Annotated in this window: 14 protein-coding genes; 2 read left to right on the top strand and 12 right to left on the bottom strand. The window is 67.2% G+C overall.

Annotated features, from left to right (window positions below; all coding sequences use genetic code 11):
* Positions 1 to 237: 237 nt before the first annotated feature.
* From IE109_RS04575 to IE109_RS04520, 12 genes are all read right to left on the bottom strand, one after another.
* A complete protein-coding gene (locus IE109_RS04575) occupies positions 238 to 582 on the bottom strand; it encodes a hypothetical protein (RefSeq protein WP_189549291.1) in 345 nt (114 codons plus the stop codon).
* Positions 583 to 1,783: 1,201 nt separating this feature from the next.
* Positions 1,784 to 2,407 carry a LysE family translocator gene (locus tag IE109_RS04570; RefSeq protein WP_189549290.1) on the bottom strand — a complete coding sequence of 208 codons (624 nt, stop codon included), beginning with the start codon at positions 2,405 to 2,407 and terminating at the stop codon, positions 1,784 to 1,786.
* Between the two features lie 243 nt (positions 2,408 to 2,650).
* Complete coding sequence (locus IE109_RS04565; RefSeq protein ID WP_189549288.1) at positions 2,651 to 3,856, bottom strand: cytochrome P450; 1,206 nt, start codon at positions 3,854 to 3,856, stop codon at positions 2,651 to 2,653.
* Positions 3,857 to 3,890: 34 nt separating this feature from the next.
* The gene (gene ectA / locus IE109_RS04560; protein WP_189549286.1) at positions 3,891 to 4,430 is read right to left on the bottom strand and encodes a diaminobutyrate acetyltransferase; all 540 of its coding nucleotides are present in this window, start codon (positions 4,428 to 4,430) and stop codon (positions 3,891 to 3,893) included.
* A gap of 85 nt (positions 4,431 to 4,515) precedes the next feature.
* Positions 4,516 to 5,778, bottom strand: a complete 1,263-nt coding sequence (gene ectB / locus IE109_RS04555; RefSeq protein ID WP_189549284.1) for a diaminobutyrate--2-oxoglutarate transaminase — start codon at positions 5,776 to 5,778, stop codon at positions 4,516 to 4,518.
* A complete protein-coding gene (locus tag IE109_RS04550) occupies positions 5,775 to 6,038 on the bottom strand; it encodes an acyl carrier protein (protein ID WP_189549282.1) in 264 nt (87 codons plus the stop codon). Before IE109_RS04550 ends, ectB begins: the two co-directional genes overlap by 4 nt.
* A 52-nt stretch (positions 6,039 to 6,090) precedes the next feature.
* Complete coding sequence (locus IE109_RS04545) at positions 6,091 to 7,641, bottom strand: class I adenylate-forming enzyme family protein (protein ID WP_189549280.1); 1,551 nt, start codon at positions 7,639 to 7,641, stop codon at positions 6,091 to 6,093.
* Positions 7,641 to 8,573 carry a holo-ACP synthase gene (locus tag IE109_RS33845; RefSeq protein ID WP_189549278.1) on the bottom strand — a complete coding sequence of 311 codons (933 nt, stop codon included), beginning with the start codon at positions 8,571 to 8,573 and terminating at the stop codon, positions 7,641 to 7,643. The genes IE109_RS04545 and IE109_RS33845 overlap by 1 nt, the downstream gene beginning before the upstream one ends.
* Positions 8,570 to 9,856: a type III PLP-dependent enzyme domain-containing protein gene (locus IE109_RS04535; RefSeq protein WP_229890543.1), complete on the bottom strand. Its 1,287-nt coding sequence runs from the start codon at positions 9,854 to 9,856 to the stop codon at positions 8,570 to 8,572. Before IE109_RS04535 ends, IE109_RS33845 begins: the two co-directional genes overlap by 4 nt.
* Before the next feature lie 517 nt (positions 9,857 to 10,373).
* Positions 10,374 to 10,661: a hypothetical protein gene (locus IE109_RS04530; RefSeq protein WP_189549276.1), complete on the bottom strand. Its 288-nt coding sequence runs from the start codon at positions 10,659 to 10,661 to the stop codon at positions 10,374 to 10,376.
* A 66-nt stretch (positions 10,662 to 10,727) separates the two neighbouring features.
* Entirely contained in the window at positions 10,728 to 11,705 is a 978-nt protein-coding gene (locus IE109_RS04525; protein WP_189549274.1) for a helix-turn-helix transcriptional regulator, read from the bottom strand.
* A 97-nt stretch (positions 11,706 to 11,802) separates the two neighbouring features.
* Positions 11,803 to 12,378: a CGNR zinc finger domain-containing protein gene (locus tag IE109_RS04520; RefSeq protein ID WP_189549272.1), complete on the bottom strand. Its 576-nt coding sequence runs from the start codon at positions 12,376 to 12,378 to the stop codon at positions 11,803 to 11,805.
* Positions 12,379 to 12,686: 308 nt separating this feature from the next.
* On the opposite strand from IE109_RS04520, the gene IE109_RS04515 reads away from it, so the two are divergent.
* Both IE109_RS04515 and IE109_RS04510 read left to right on the top strand, forming a co-directional pair.
* The gene (locus tag IE109_RS04515) at positions 12,687 to 12,875 is read left to right on the top strand and encodes a ferredoxin (protein WP_189549270.1); all 189 of its coding nucleotides are present in this window, start codon (positions 12,687 to 12,689) and stop codon (positions 12,873 to 12,875) included.
* Positions 12,875 to 14,098 carry an NAD(P)/FAD-dependent oxidoreductase gene (locus IE109_RS04510; protein WP_229890606.1) on the top strand — a complete coding sequence of 408 codons (1,224 nt, stop codon included), beginning with the start codon at positions 12,875 to 12,877 and terminating at the stop codon, positions 14,096 to 14,098. The genes IE109_RS04515 and IE109_RS04510 overlap by 1 nt, the downstream gene beginning before the upstream one ends.
* Positions 14,099 to 14,697: the final 599 nt, after the last annotated feature.

Raw genomic sequence — 14,697 nt, 5'->3', positions numbered from 1 at the left:
CGTGCGTCCTTCACCGAGGCGCCGGGCGGTCCGTCGCCGATCCGTACGCGGCCGGCGGCGGCCACCGCGCGGGTGGGAGGGGAGCGGTGCGATGCGCCCGCCCGCGGAGGGCGCCCATGACCACGCCCGGCGTACCTTTCGCCCTGTGTCGGTCGTTGAGCGAGGTGCTGGTGTGTCCGCTCAAGTGGTCCGCAGTGTCGTGGTGGGTGCCTCGCCGGCTGAGCCGCGGCCGGAGGTTCACGGGAAGCCACCGGGCGGGCCGTTGGGTCCCGGGCTGCGCAGGGTGCTGATCGGCCGTCGCATGCGGTGGGTCCTCCGGGAGCCGTTGTGGAACGGCCGCTCGACGCCGTCGTGCGCCGGGCGGTACGGGCCGGGCGCGCGTCGCCGGAGGGGCTCTTCCGCGCGGACGGTTTCCACCCGTCGGGCCGTGGACGCGCCGACGTACCCCGCAGCCGCCAGCGCCCGCAGGCGCCGCGCCGACGTCACCTCATGGGTCGCGAGCGACATCCACGCGCCGGGTCCCACCAGCAGCGGATGGGCGCCGGGACGCTCGGGGCGGTAGACCTCGCCGGCGAGTTCCACCCCGTCCGAGGTGGTGAGGCATACCTCTTCCGGTACGACGGACTGCGGAGCGGGCTCGGCCGGCCGGCCACCGGCGGCCGGCCGCCGGACACGGACACGAGGCGATCCGGCGCGATGACCCGGGCCGGACGGCCGGTTACGGGCGTGGCCGCCATCAGGAGAGCGCCGCACAACGCCAGGCGCCGCGGAACCTTTCGCCACCCGGCCCCGTCGGAGCGCGCGGGTGACACTCAGCGCACCGGAGCCGCGACGGCGGACAGGACCCGCTCCAGCCGAACTCATCCCGGCAGCGGCCACCTTCCCGGCCAGCCGGGAGAACCCCGGGGATCTCCGAGATGTCCCCGAGCCCGAAGAACTCCTCGACGATCCCCCGATAGGGCACGTGCGGTGCCAGCTGCACCAGAGGGACTCCCCACCGGTTGGCGAGCAGCGGCCCGCCCACGCGTACACGTCGTACAGCACGACGTCCGGACGGTCCGCTCCGCAGGCGGCGGCCAGCTCGTCGAGCGCACCGAGGTTCACCGGGATCGCCTGACGGACGCCCTGGGACAGGTCCTCGGGGGCCTCGCCCGGATCGGGCGCGGAGTAGACGACCGGCTCGGCCCCGACCGCCCGTGCGCACGCCTCGAACGGGGCGGTCACCGCATGGCTCACGCGGTATCCGCGGGCCACGAGCTGCTCGACGACCGCCAGGGTCGGCAGGATGTGCCCGTGCCGCGGCGCGTTGAACACAGCCACATGCCCCCGCCGCTCGGCGGGTGCCGATCCGGCGGCTTGGGCGGGAAGGGATCAAGTGGCCATGGATGACCTCCCCTTGCACATCTGTCACCGGACCCACGACCCGGCAGCGACGACTGCCGTTGTTAGGCCGCGGCGGCCGCCGATGCCGTCGGACGTGGGTGAACATCACTCCCATGGGATCGTGGACATGGTGCCGGCCGGCGGAGTAGGGGTCGCTCGGGCCGGGTGCGTGCGCGACGCGTCCGGGTGGTGGACGGGGCTGTGACGTCGTACGGCCGGAATCAACACCCCGGCTGCCGCCGGCATCGCCGGCGCAGGACCCGGGGCAATCGGCGCCGGATCGGTCACCACGTACCGAAACGGCCGGCCTGGGGGAGACCACCGGGCCGCCGCCCACCGCTGTCACAACCAGAACGCAGCTCGGGACACGATCCGCTGCCGGAGTACCAGCGACCAGCGATCAAGCCAGCAGGATGTCGCCGAAGATTGTCGCGGCCAACACCACATAGACGGTGCACGCACCGTAGTTCAGAACCGCGGTTGCTTTGGTCGAGTCGACAAGACGTGCGTGAAAAAATCCCGCGAGAACCCCGATGCATCCATAAAGAATTAGCTCCATCAGAACGTCGATCGCGCCAAGCATCGCCATCTGCAGTCCGGGATTGTCCGCGCTTCCGATGAACTGCGGGAGCACTGCAAGAAAAAAGAGAATGATCTTCGGATTCGTGATGCTGACGAGGATTCCTCGCAGATACCAGCGACCTGCCGGGACGTCACTGTGCCCGCTGATCGCGCGACGCGCATGACGCATCGTCACGTATGCCAGCCACAGGAGATACACTGCACCGAAAATCCTGACCGCATCCAGTAGTAATGGGTGCGATCGGGCAATCTCCCCTATGCCGGCGACGACGGCGGCGGCGTAGATACTCATGCCGGTCGCGATACCGAGGATGGCTTTCACAGCGGCCCGGCGGCCGCCCTCGAGGCCGACTGCGAGCATGTAGGCCATATCGGGCCCCGGGGGGGCGAGGAAGAGCAGGATCACTGCCACGTAGCCCGGCAGCACCGTCAGATCCACCATCGTCAGCGACCTCCAAACCTGGCGTGACGTGCGAGAACCCCGCAGTGCCGGTAGCGATCACTCCATGCCGGGTTACCGCCGGCGGTGGACGGGCACCCGATGCTGACCTTGGAGGGTGTCATGAGATCTCCCAGTCGAGGTAGAACCACCTAAGGGGGTTCTACCATACATGCGAAGCTCCTGATGGGCATGGGTTCTCTTGCATGTGGACCCACCCACCAGGAGCTTCGCCATTCGCAGAAGTCAGGAACGCGGGGTGAATGTGATCGGCAACTTACTCGCGCCCGTGTTTCCGGAGTCAGGCAACCACTCAGCGCCGTCCCCGACACGCAGATCAGTCATCCGCGTAGCCATCGCCGAAAGAGCCACATTCATGTCCGTCCTTGCGACGAAGTGCCCCAGGCAATGATGAAGGCCACCGCCGAACGTGAAATGAGGCGAGCGGTCGGCGTCGAGGTCGATACGGTCCGGGTTGTCGAATTCTGCGGGATCAGTTCCTGATGAAAGGGTGAACAGGTGCACTGTTGTACCCTTCTCGATCCTGCGCTCCTTGTGTTGGAAAGTTTCTGCCGCTTCGCGCGTGGTCCATCGGTTGATCGGATTGACGCGAAGCACTTCTTCGACTGCCTTGGCAGCGTAGCGGTCCGGGTCCGCGGCCAGCTTCTCCCACTGATCCGGCTGCCTGGAGAACGATTCGACAGCCAGCGCCAGTTGGTTCCGAGTCGTGTCGATCCCGGCGAATATGAGCAGGATGATGAGATTGATCAGTTCCTGATCCGAGAGCCTGCCGTCATTCTCGTCCCGCGTTTCCACCAGGGCGCTGAGGATGTCGTTCCGAGGTGACTCCCTCCTGCTCCTCACCAAGGACTCCGCATACCGGGTGAGTTCGACGACAGCCTCGTCGATCTGTGCGATGTTCTCCTGGATGGTGATGCCGATACCGAGCCCGATCGTGGATGCCAGCTGATTGATCTTCTTCCAGTCACGCTCATCGATGCCCAGCATCATGCACAGGACCCTGGTCGAAAACGGCGCTGCGAAGCGACTGGCGAATTCTGTCTGCCCGTCTTCGATCCACTCGTCTATGAGACTGTCCGCCAGGGATCGGAAACGGGCCCGCAACGGCTCTATCCGGCGCGGAGAGAACGCGGGGTTCACCAGGCGTCGGATCCTGTTGTGCTCGTCACCCTCCAGCACCAGCAGGGTCTTCTTCCACCAGCTGTCGAAGTGCCCCTCGACCACTCCGTGATGAGCCGGCCACTTGGCCGACCCCTGCGTCAGACGGGGGTTCTTCAGCAGGAAACTGCTGTCCTCGTACGAGAGGACGGCAATTCCCCAGTCGGTTTCTGCGTACCAGTGTGCAGCTCGCGCCTTCCGCACCTCTTCCGAGTCCATGCGAAAGTACTTGTCACTGATGTCGAGGTGCAGAGGTGATGGTTGCTGCGCCATGGGAAACGACTCCTGATCTTCGAACACTGCGGAATCAACCGGCGGTCAGCGGACCGATGCGGTAGAGGACCTCGTCGTGGTGGCCGTCGGGGAACAGGCTGCTGGGGAACAGCACGCGAGTCTCGATGTGAGCCGAGTGCTTCTTGGCGAACTGCTTCAGGACCATGAGGATCGCCTTGTTCTCGACGGAGACCGTGGCCTCGACGTACCGGGCGCCCTGGGCCAGCTGCTGTTCGGCCGCGGCCTGGAAGAGCTTCACCCCGAGGAAGGGGATGCCGTGGCGGGGGTTGACGGCGGTTTGCCAGACGAAGTAGGTCTCGGGCTCGTCGGGGCGCCGGTAGCCGGTGAGGAAGCCGACGACTTCGTCGTCCACGGTCGCGATCATCGAACCATCGGCGAAATCCCGGAACCACAGCGTGTAGTAGTAGATGCTGTTGGAGTCCAGGCCGGGGGTGTTCTCGACCAGTTTCCACACGGCGGGGCCGTCCTGCGGCACCGGTGCCCGGAAGACCGCCTGCTTTTTCGCGACGGTGCTCTGTTCTGCGCCGGCTGCGGGGGTAGCGCTGATCGTCATGGTCAGACCGCCTCGGTCTCTGTCAGCAGCGGGTGGGCCGTCATGGCGGGGTGGATCCTTTCTCCGTCGGGGGTACCGGGCGCGGTCATGCCGTCTCGTAGACGGCGCGCTGGACGATGCGCAGCCCTTGGTCGAGTTCGTCGCCGGTGATGGTCAGCGGCGGCAGCAGCTTGACGACCTGGCCATGTGCTCCGGAGGTCTCCATGAGCAGTCCGAGTTCGAAGGCTCGGCGTGCGGCGCGGCCGGCGTGCCGGGGGTCGGCGAGCTCCAGGCCCCACACCATCCCGCGGCCGCGGTAGGCGGATCCACTGTGGTGCGCGGCGGTGTCGCGCAGCGCCGCTTCGATGGTCTGGGCGTGTGCCAGGGTCTGCTGCTTCAGCTTGTCGTCGGCCCAGTAGGTGTTGAGGGCGGCGGTCGCGGTGACGAAGGCCGGATTGTTGCCGCGGAATGTGCCGTTGTGCTCGCCCGGCTCCCAGACGTCCAGCTCCGGTCGGAACAGGCAGAGGGACATGGGCTGTCCGTACCCGCTGATGGATTTGGAGACGGTGACGATGTCCGGGGTGATGCCGGCCTCCTCGAAGGAGAAGAACGCCCCGGTGCGGCCGCAGCCCATCTGGATGTCGTCGACGATCAGCAGCATGTCGTGCTGCTGGCAGAGCCGGGCGAGGCCACGCAGCCACTGCGGACGAGCCACGTTGATGCCACCCTCGCCCTGGATCGTCTCCACGATCACCGCGGCCGGCTTGTCCAGCCCCGACCCGTGGTCCCGGAGCAACTGCTCGAACCACAGGAAGTCGGGCACCTTCCCGCCCATGTAGTGGTCGAAGGGCATGGGAGTGGTGTGCACGAGCGGTACGCCGGCTCCGGCCCGCTTGAAGGCGTTGCCGGTCACCGCAAGGGAACCCAGCGACATGCCGTGGAAGGCGTTGGTGAAGGAGACGACCGTCTCGCGCCCCTTGACCTTGCGGGCCAGCTTGAGGGCGGCTTCGACGGCGTTGGTCCCGGTCGGCCCCGGGAACATGACCTTGTAGGGCAGGTCCCGCGGGCGCAGGATCATGTTCTGGAAGTACTCGAGGAACGCGCGCTTGGCCGTGGTCGACATGTCCAGGCCCTGGGTGACGCCGTCGCGCTCCAGATAGTCGAGCAGGGCGCGCTTCAACACCGGGTTGTTGTGCCCGTAGTTGAGGGACCCGGCGCCGGCGAAGAAGTCCAGGTACTCGTGTCCGTCCTCGTCGTACAGCCGGCTGCCCTGCGCCCGGTCGAACACGGTGGGCCAGCTGCGGCAGTAGCTGCGCACCTCCGACTCCAGGGTCGTGAAGACGCTCAGGTCGGGCTGGATGAGCGTCATGCCGAGACCTGCTCGAGCTGCGTGCGGAGGACGAAGTCGGTGAAGGTGTCCACCGAGACGAAGTCGTCCGCGTCCAGGTCCTCCGGGTCGACGACCAGGCCTATGGAGTCCTCCAGGGCCATCAGCATCTCGAGCATGGTGGTCGAGTCGAGGTGCAGGTCGTCGAAGAGCTTCACGTCGCCGGTGAGGCCGGTGACGGGGCGCTCGAGGACGTCGGTGAGGGCGTTCTCGAGGGCGGTGACAACGTTCTGGCGATCCATGGTCATGTCCTTTGGTGGAGGGTGGAGTTGCCGCGGTCGGGCGGGAAGAGGATCAGTGGGCGAGGCCGGCCCGCGGAGCCTCGGCGGTGACCGGGGTGGCCGGGGTCCCTTCGATCAGAGCGGCGAGCTTCTTGCGGTCGACCTTGCCGTTGCCGTTGGTGGGCAGGGCGTCGAGGCGCACGCAGCGCCGTGGGATCTTGAAGGGCTCGATGTGGTCGCGCATGCGCTCGCGCACCTCGTCCGCCGTGATGTCGGCGACCACCGCGAGGAGCGCTCCCCGCTTGCCCTCGGGCGGCAGTACGGCGGCCGAGGTCACCCCGTCGACACGGGTCGCGGCGGCTTCCACCTCGGTGGCGCTGAGACGGAATCCCCGCTCCTTGTAGAGGTCGTCCCGGCGGCCGGAGAAGTAGAGGTAGCCCTCCTCGTCCAGCCAGCCGTAGTCGCCGGTGCGCAGCTCGGGGAAGAGCCCCTCCGCACGGGGGAAACGCTCGGCGGTCAGCTCGGGGCGCTTCCAGTAGCCCGCCATGACGTTCGGTCCGCGCACCACGAACTGGCCGATCTGTCCGGGAGGCAGCCGGTTCCCGTCGTCGTCGATGACGAAGACCTCGGTGCCCGGCAGCGGCAGTCCGCAGGATCCCGGATGGTCGAGGTCTCCGTCCGGCGGCATGATCGCCGTGCGCTTGCACTCCGTGAGGCCGTACATGACCTGGATCCTCAGCTGGGGCAGTGCGGCGCGCAGCGCGGACATGGTGGCTTCGGACAGGGCCGCTCCGGTGTTGGTCAGCAGCCGCAGCCGGCTCGGTCCTCCGCTGCTGCGGCGTAGCAGCCAGGCGAGCCGATCGGCGATGGAGGGCACGGCGGGCAGCACGGTCGCCCCGGCTTCCTCCAGGCTGCGCAGCAGCGGGGGACCGACCTCGGCGACCGTGCCCAGGTGCAGCCGGGCGCCGCTCAGTGCCGCGAGGTAGACCTGGTAGAGGCCATAGTCGAAGGAGAGCGGCAGCGGGCAGTACACGACGTCGTCGCTGCGATAGCGCAGGCACTCCTGGATCGCGGAGACGGCGAAGAGCACCTGCTGGTGGGTGCTGACCACGGCCTTGGGCAGCGAGGTGGTGCCCGAGGTGTAGATCAGGCTGACCGGGTCCACGGCCAGGGCGCTTCGGCCGCTGGGGGTGAGCGACACGTCGGTGCCCGCGTCGAGCGCGCTCCGGACAAGCTCCTCGAGCCGGACGAACCGTACATCGTGCTCGGCGGCGGTCCGTCCCGCGTCGGGATCGTCGGAGACCAGCAGCCTGGGTTCGCAGTCCCGCAGCACATGTTCCAGGGGCCCGCCGCGCACCTGTTCGTGCAGCACGCTGAAGACGGCGCCCAGGCGTGAGGCCGCATAGAGCAGCACGGCCACGCCGATCCCGTCGGCTGCGGTGACGACGACCCGGTCACCGCGCCGCACTCCTTCGCGTTGCAGAAGAGCGGCCATCCTGGTGCTGGCGGCGGCGAGTTCTCCGTAGGTCAGGCTGCGGCTCTGTGAACTCAGTGCCGCGGACCGAGGGCTGCGGTCAGCGGCCGCCTCCAGCAGTTCGTGCAACAGCTGCGCTGTGCGGGCCATCAGGTCTCCTCGGTGACGGGGTTGAGGGCGGCGGTCGCCGTGTCCGTCCTGCGGTAGGGGACGACGGTGGTGGCGGTGGCGGAGCAGACGAGCTGGGGGGATTCGAGTACCGCGGCGGCGCTCTCTCCCGTCCCCGGGCGGGCGCTGAGGACCTTGTGCGCCTCGAGTTCGACCACCCGGCGCAGCCTGGTCTGCCGTACCAGTCGCCCGCGTGCCTCGATGTAGTCGCCCGGCTTCACCGGCGCGGCGAAGCGGACGTCGCTGTACTGGGCCAGCAGCCCCTCGTCGCCGTCCGTGCGGATGGTGATCTCGGTGACCAGATCGCCGAACAGTCGCAGGATGCGGGCGCCGTCCACCAGGTCACCCCCGTAGTGGGCTTCCTCCTGGCCGACTCGTACGCGGAGGAAGGCCGTGGTCTCCGGGGTCTGTGCACCGCGGGCACTCTGCTGGGCGGGGGCTGTCGTGTTGATGCTGGGCGGCGACACGGCGTCAGGCTCCTTCAGTTCTGTGGATGCTGTTCTTCCGTCTTCGGCTGCCGCACCGCCGGCGCCGGGGATGCCGATGGCGACTGCGGCTACGACAGACTGTTTGTGGGTGATGGACACGGAGACGGAGGGCGGGGCAAGTCGGGCGGCTCTCCCGCGGAAGCGGACGACGGGGGCGCCATGCGGTGTGTGCTCCACGCATATCTCCCGGGGCGCCACGCCTTGGAGGAAGCCCCTGCCCAAGACCTTGAGAATGGCCTCCTTGGCGGCGAAGCGGCCCGCGAGGAACTCCAGGCGCCGGTGGCCGCCGAGGGTCTCGGCATGGACCAGTTCCTCCGGGGCGAAGCTGAAGCGCAGGAACCAGGGTCGCTCGACCAGGCGGCGGAGCTCCGAGCAGTCGAGGACATCCACCCCGATCCGGGCGGCCAGGCCTGCCTGGGCGGTCATCCGGACGCTGCGCGGAAGTCGACGAGGTGCTGCTTGGACAGCAGGTCCTCCGTGGTGTCGCGTTCCCGGATCAGATGGGCTTGCCCGCCGTGCACCATCACCTCGGCCGGGAAGCCGTGACTGAGGAAGAGACCGGGTGAGGCGGTGGGACCGTAGGCCCCGGACCGCTCCACTGCCAGCAGATCCCCCGGCCGTACCTCCGGCAGCCGTACCTTCTTGGCGATGACGTCGTTGGGCGTGCACAGCGGCCCGGTCACGCTGTAGGGCCGCAGCGCTCCAGCGGCGCCGTTCCCCACGTGGCGGATCGGGAAGTTGCGCTTGACGAAGCTCCCGACACCGACGGCGGCCATGTGGTGGTTGGTGCCGCCATCGGCGACCACGAAGCTCTCGCCCATGGAGTCCTTCACATAGCGGGCACGGATGAGATACGTGCCGGCCATGGCCGTCAGGAACCGGCCCAGCTCAATGATCATCCGGCAGTGCGGGTTGCGTGCGGAGAAGGAGGAGAGCACGTCCACCAGTCCCGTTCCCAGCGCGGCGAGGTCCAGGTCCTCCTCGTTCTCGAAGTAGGCGACGCCGAGCCCCCCGCCGAAGTCCACGGTCTCCAGGGGGAAGCCCAGCCGTCCGGCCAGGTCCTCCGCGGTGGCGAGGATCTGCCGGGTGTTGTGGACGACGTCTTCGTGGTTCAGGAACCGTGTCCCCATGTAGACGTGCACCCCCTTCACCCGGATGTGGCGCAGCGCTGCGAGTCGGTGCTTGGAGTCACGCAGTTCGGCCTCGTCGATGCCGAACTGGCGGGGCTTGCCGCCCATGGCCAGCCCGGACCCCTTGCTGCCGAAGGCGGGGTTTACTCGCAAAAGGACCGGGAACTCGTTGCGGCCGGAGCTTGTCAGCAGCGAGTCCAGCAGGTCGAGTTCGTCCAGTGATTCGCAGACAACCGCGTGGATTCCGGCTTCGATGCACGCGGTGAGTTCTCGTTCGTCCTTACCGGGGCCGAGGAAGATGATGTCCTGGGGCGCGACCCCGGCTCGCAGGGCGGTGACCAGTTCGGCATAGGAGGAAACCTCGGCGCCGGCACCGAACGAGTTCAGCAGTGCGCAGACACTGACGTTCGGGTTGGCCTTGAGTGAGTAGAAGACATCGACACCGGCGGGGAGCAGGCCGCGCAGCTTGCGATACGTGCCCTCCAGGATGTCCGCGTCGTAGACGTACAACGGCGTGCCGAACTCCTCGGCGAGTGCCGCCATCGTATTGCCCTGGATGTGGCCGTTCGGGGTAGCCATACAATCACTGCCATCCGCCGTCGTCGAGCCGGCGGCTTACGGCCTGCTCGTTCGCGAGTGAGCTGCCTGGGGTGGGTGTCCGTTCTTTCATCGCTCGCCTCTCTCACTGGTTGGTTCTCCAGCGATCACGATTCTGCGAGCTGTCGCGCGGTTAAGGAAGAACTTAGGGGTGGACTGAATCGGTCCTGACCTATTCAGGCCCCCAGTCGGACTCGGTATCCGCCCCATGGGTTGAAGGCGGTCGCGATATTCCCCGTGCACACTGAATCAAACATATGAAAAGGCCGGCTTCCCGCAGTTGGCCGACGGGCGCGGCGGCACCCTCCGAGCGTTTGTGAGGGCATGCCGGCAAAGGCCGTCGAGGGCAATGACACGGGGGCACGGCGCACAGGGCCTTGCGCCCCGGCGCCCGCACGGCACGCCTGCGCCCCGCAGAAGCTCATCGAGCGGGGCGGCGTGGTCATCCCGCTCGCCGGCAGGGACACCCTGATACGGATCGGAGCAGGGGGAGGGGATCTCAGTCCAACTCGTAGTGCATGAGTGGCGCTTCAGCGCGTCTTAGGCACCACTCAGCCAGCTGAGGACATGCCGCGGCTGCGCGCACCCAGATCTGCTCCGCGGTCGATTCGGCCTCGTTCAGCGAGGCGACGCGGAGGAAGAGACCGATCACGGGATCAGGTCGTGACCGGAGATGCACGCTGACGTGTTCAAGGACGTCCGGTGCGGTGGCCTCCAGCATCTGCTTGATCTCAGCAGGCAGGAGGGCATCTCCTGGACGGGAGACAACGAGATGGACGAGGTACATGAGGCAACTGTCCTATCGGATCGTCAATCCCTTCCACTGCTTGTCGACGAGCGACTATACGGAACGTCATGGGCGAATGAGCCCCCGCGCGACCGCGTGAACACCAGCCTGGAAGCGGCTTCGCGCGCCGAGGTGGTCCATGAGTTTCGTGGCGATGCGGCGTGCCGTGCGAGCCGACACACCCAACCGCGCCGCGACGGATTCGTCGGTGTGCCCTTGGGACAACAGCCGCAGGACTTCCGTCTGCTGCGGACTCAGCTGCTGCGCATCCGCGGGTAAGGAGGTCGCGCCCATCGGCTGGGCGGACTGCCAGACGCAGTCGAACAGGGCGTACAGGGACGAGACCACTCCCGGCGTCTGCAGGACCACTGCCCCGGCAGCGGTGTCATCACAGTCGGCGGCGACCACGGCGATCCTCCGGTCACAGATGATCAGGCGGTTCGGTAAGGAGGGGACGGTCCGTACGCGCGCGCCCAGCGCGGCCAGCCACTCCGCGTGCGCCACCGTGGCGGGGTCGTTGCGAGCGCTGTCCAGGTAGACGGTGCGCATCCGCACACCGCGCTCGAGCAGGTTCTCGGCGTGCGGCCGCGAGCTGCGCACGTTGGCCGAGGTCTGGGCGCCGCCCGGAGCGAATGTCAGCAGCTCGTCCTCGACCCTGTCGTACAGAGTCGCCAGGTAGTCGCGGACGCAGTCGACCCCGTTCAGGCGGAGTGACTCCTCCCTGTCCTTGGCGAACTCCGATTTGAGACGTACGGCGGCAGCCTGAGCCTCCTGCACACGTTTCTGTTGCGCGGCGAGCTCGGCTCGTTGCCTCGCCAGCAGAATGTCCGCGGCCAGGTACGGGTCAACTGCGTGGAAATTGCGGGGATCTTCGGAGGAACTGCGTATCAGGGCCAGTTCGCTGAGGGTGTCGAGTGCTGTCAGTACCGCCTGCTCGGTCAGCTGGAGGCGGCGCATCAGACCGGCCACACCGTCCTGCGGGTGCGCCAGCATCTCGCGGTAGACCACCTCGGCCGTGGCGTCCATTCCCAGGACGTCGAACATGCGATTCCCCCTTATGAGCAGCGTGCGGTAGCGAGACCAGGGTGCGTCGCAGCCTCGCCACTACGAAATCAGGATGACCAGCGACCGGACGGCACGGTCAGTCAGCAAGGCTCGACTTCTTGCGCTTGTTGGCGAGGAAGCGTGCCCTCTTCTCGCGATTCCCACAGGTGTTCATGTCGCACCATTTGCGGGTGTAGCCGCGGCTGGTGTCGACGAACGCGGCTCGGCACGTCGGCGACGCACACAGCGAGATCTTTCCTTCTCGTTCTCCCGCGAGGAGGCCGATCGCATCGGCGGCGATCACGCTGAGCGCGTCTTCCGCGGAAGCGGAACCCAGCAGCCACTCCCGGCCGCCTTCGGGCGTCAAAATCGCCGAGGCCCGGCCGTGAGTACTGCAGTCATTGATGACTTGGACGGCTGAGGAGGGGAGCGGGTTCTGATTCGCGACGGCGGTGGCTGCCGCGTGGATTGATTCCCGTAGCTCACGGGCGTGGTCGAGCTGGGCTTGGCTGCAGGAGTCGACGGCGAGTCCGTTGACCGCCAGCCAGTCCGCGAGCCGGGATGGCACAGGAATGCGCTCCAGCGCCTCGCCGTAGCGCTCCGACAGGGTCCCCGTGAAGCTGGTCGCCAGCACCTTGCCCAGACGGAACTCGGGAAAATACACCAACGCCATGAAAACCACCTTAGCCGGTTGCCTCCTGCGGTGCAAGCATAAGAGAACCACCACAGGTGGTTCTGCGCATCTGGGATCCCGCAGACCCTCCAAGGTCAACATCGAGTGCCCGGCCGCCGGTTGAGCAAACCCGACGTGGTGCGCCGGCTGCGCCGACCCGGTCCGTGGACCGTCCGCTACGGGCCTGAACAGGCCAGGACCGCTTCAGGCCACCCGTCGCTCCTTCCTGCGCCGCGCGGAGGCTCGTAGGGTCGTGGTCACCGGAGAATGGACCGGCAAAAGGGACGAGCGACGGAAAGCCAAGGACCATGAAGATTTTTGTCGACAGGGTCAAGTGCCAGAACCATGGGCAGTGCGCGATCTCGGCCCCGACCAACTTCGAGCTCGACGCCAATGGGGAGCTTCAATACCAGGAAGCGTTCTCTGAGGAGAACATCAGCGATATCGAGGACGCTGTCGACTCCTGCCCCCTGCAGGCGATCTTGCTGAAGTCGTGATGCCGCCGCTGGCTGGTAGCCGGCCGCGTATCGGCATAGTCGGCTCAGGCATAGCCGGACTCCGAGCGGCCAAGGCGATACTCAAGTGCAAGGTCGACGCCAGGATCGTCCTCTTCGGAGACGAGGCCCACCGTACCTACAACCGGCCAGGTCTGACGAAGAAGCGGTATCCCTTGTCGGATGCCCTCGACATGATGATCGCCGAGGATGTGAAGGTCAATGGAGCCGAGAATGATGCGCTGACCTGGCGCCTCGGCACCAGGGTCGAGACTGCGGACCTGCGCGACAGGATTCTGCACCTGAGCACAGGGGAAACATTCGAGTACGACGGTCTGGTGATCGCTTCGGGTGTACGCCCGCGTACCTCGGTCTGGGGCAACGGGGAGTGCGGGCTGCATGCGCATCGAACCCTGCGTGGGCTAGACGATGCGCGATACATCCACCATCGGCTCCAGGCAGGCGAAAAGATCACGATAGTAGGTGCCGGATTCGTTGCCTGTGAGCTCGCTTCGCTGGCCAAGGAGTACGGCTGCGAAGTCCTCATGCTGGAGGCGCTGCGAAGCGGACCGTTCGAGAACATCCTGGGTGAGCGTGTTTCCGTGGCGCTCGGCCGCTGGCTCGCTCAGCACGACATCACGTTCCTGACGGGCGATTCCGCAAGGGAACTGCTCTGCGATCTGCAACCGTCACACCCGGGGCCCCCGTCCGATGGAGCTCTCTTCATCGAGGCGATCGGAAGTGTTCCCAATGTGGAATGGTTGCATGGGAACGGCCTTGATCTGTCCGACGGGGTGCGCGTCGACGAATACATGCGTGTGGCGCCGTGGGCGAATGTGTTCGCGGCCGGGGATGTCGCTTGTTACCCCGACCCGTGGACGCCCGGGAACCTCACGCGCATGGAGTTCTGGAAAAACGCGATCGACACCGGTGATCTTGCGGGCAGGTCCCTGGCGTCGTCCATGGGGCACGGGCCGGTGACCTCCCGGATCGGATACTTCCCCAGCATGTCCACGGAAGTGCTCGGACTGCGCATCCAGATCGCCGGCAACCCGAGGATGTCGGATGCGATGGAGATCGTCTGCGGGGATCTGGATCAACTGGATCAGGGAGTGCTCGTCGCGTACCTCAGGGAAGGCGCCATGATCGGGGCTGCCTACATGGACAAAGGTGCTCGGTTCAATAGTGCCTATATAAAACTCCTGAAGTCGCTGAGAGAGCGTTGAACGGGCGGGCGCCGGGACCTTCTCGCCGGCGTCCCAGACCACCGCGACCAGGTGCGGAGGAGTCGCCTGACCGGTCCGGCCGCCGCTGGCGACACGGCGCTGCCGGCGCCAGGCGGCGGGCGACACCGGCGACGCCGTGGTGGCCCGGCTCCGGCCGACCGCTGTGCAGGCCGTCACCCCGTCCGTCAACGGGAGTGCACGCACGCCGAGCGGCACGGCATTCGTGGCGGTATCCGGACCGGTGCCGGCCGAGGGGTGCCTCCTCCCACCGTTCACCGGAGCCGGTACCGCGGCCACGAGGCCCTGCCGGTGTGGCGCCGGCGCGACGGCTCGCAGCTCGCCGACGGCGACCGCGTCGCGGAGATCCGGCACGGAGCAAACCGATCGCCCTCGCGCAGCACAACGACCGCGAGGCGGTGGCGCGCCGCAGGCCCTGGGAAGGCGTTCCGCCGCGGAACGCAGCCAGTGGAGAGTGCCGCGCCGTCGCGAACGCCCGCGCATTCTCCCCGGATTCTCCCGCCGGGCCGGAGGAGCCTCTCCAGGCGCCATCGGCGACGGTGAATCCATGTCGCTTCTGTGGTCAGCGCCTACAGCCACTC

The organism is Streptomyces lavendofoliae (assembly GCF_014649735.1).
GTDB lineage: Bacteria > Actinomycetota > Actinomycetes > Streptomycetales > Streptomycetaceae > Streptomyces > Streptomyces lavendofoliae.
The sequence above is the reverse complement of the archived record's forward strand: the minus strand, read 5'-3'. Positions and strand labels throughout refer to the sequence as shown.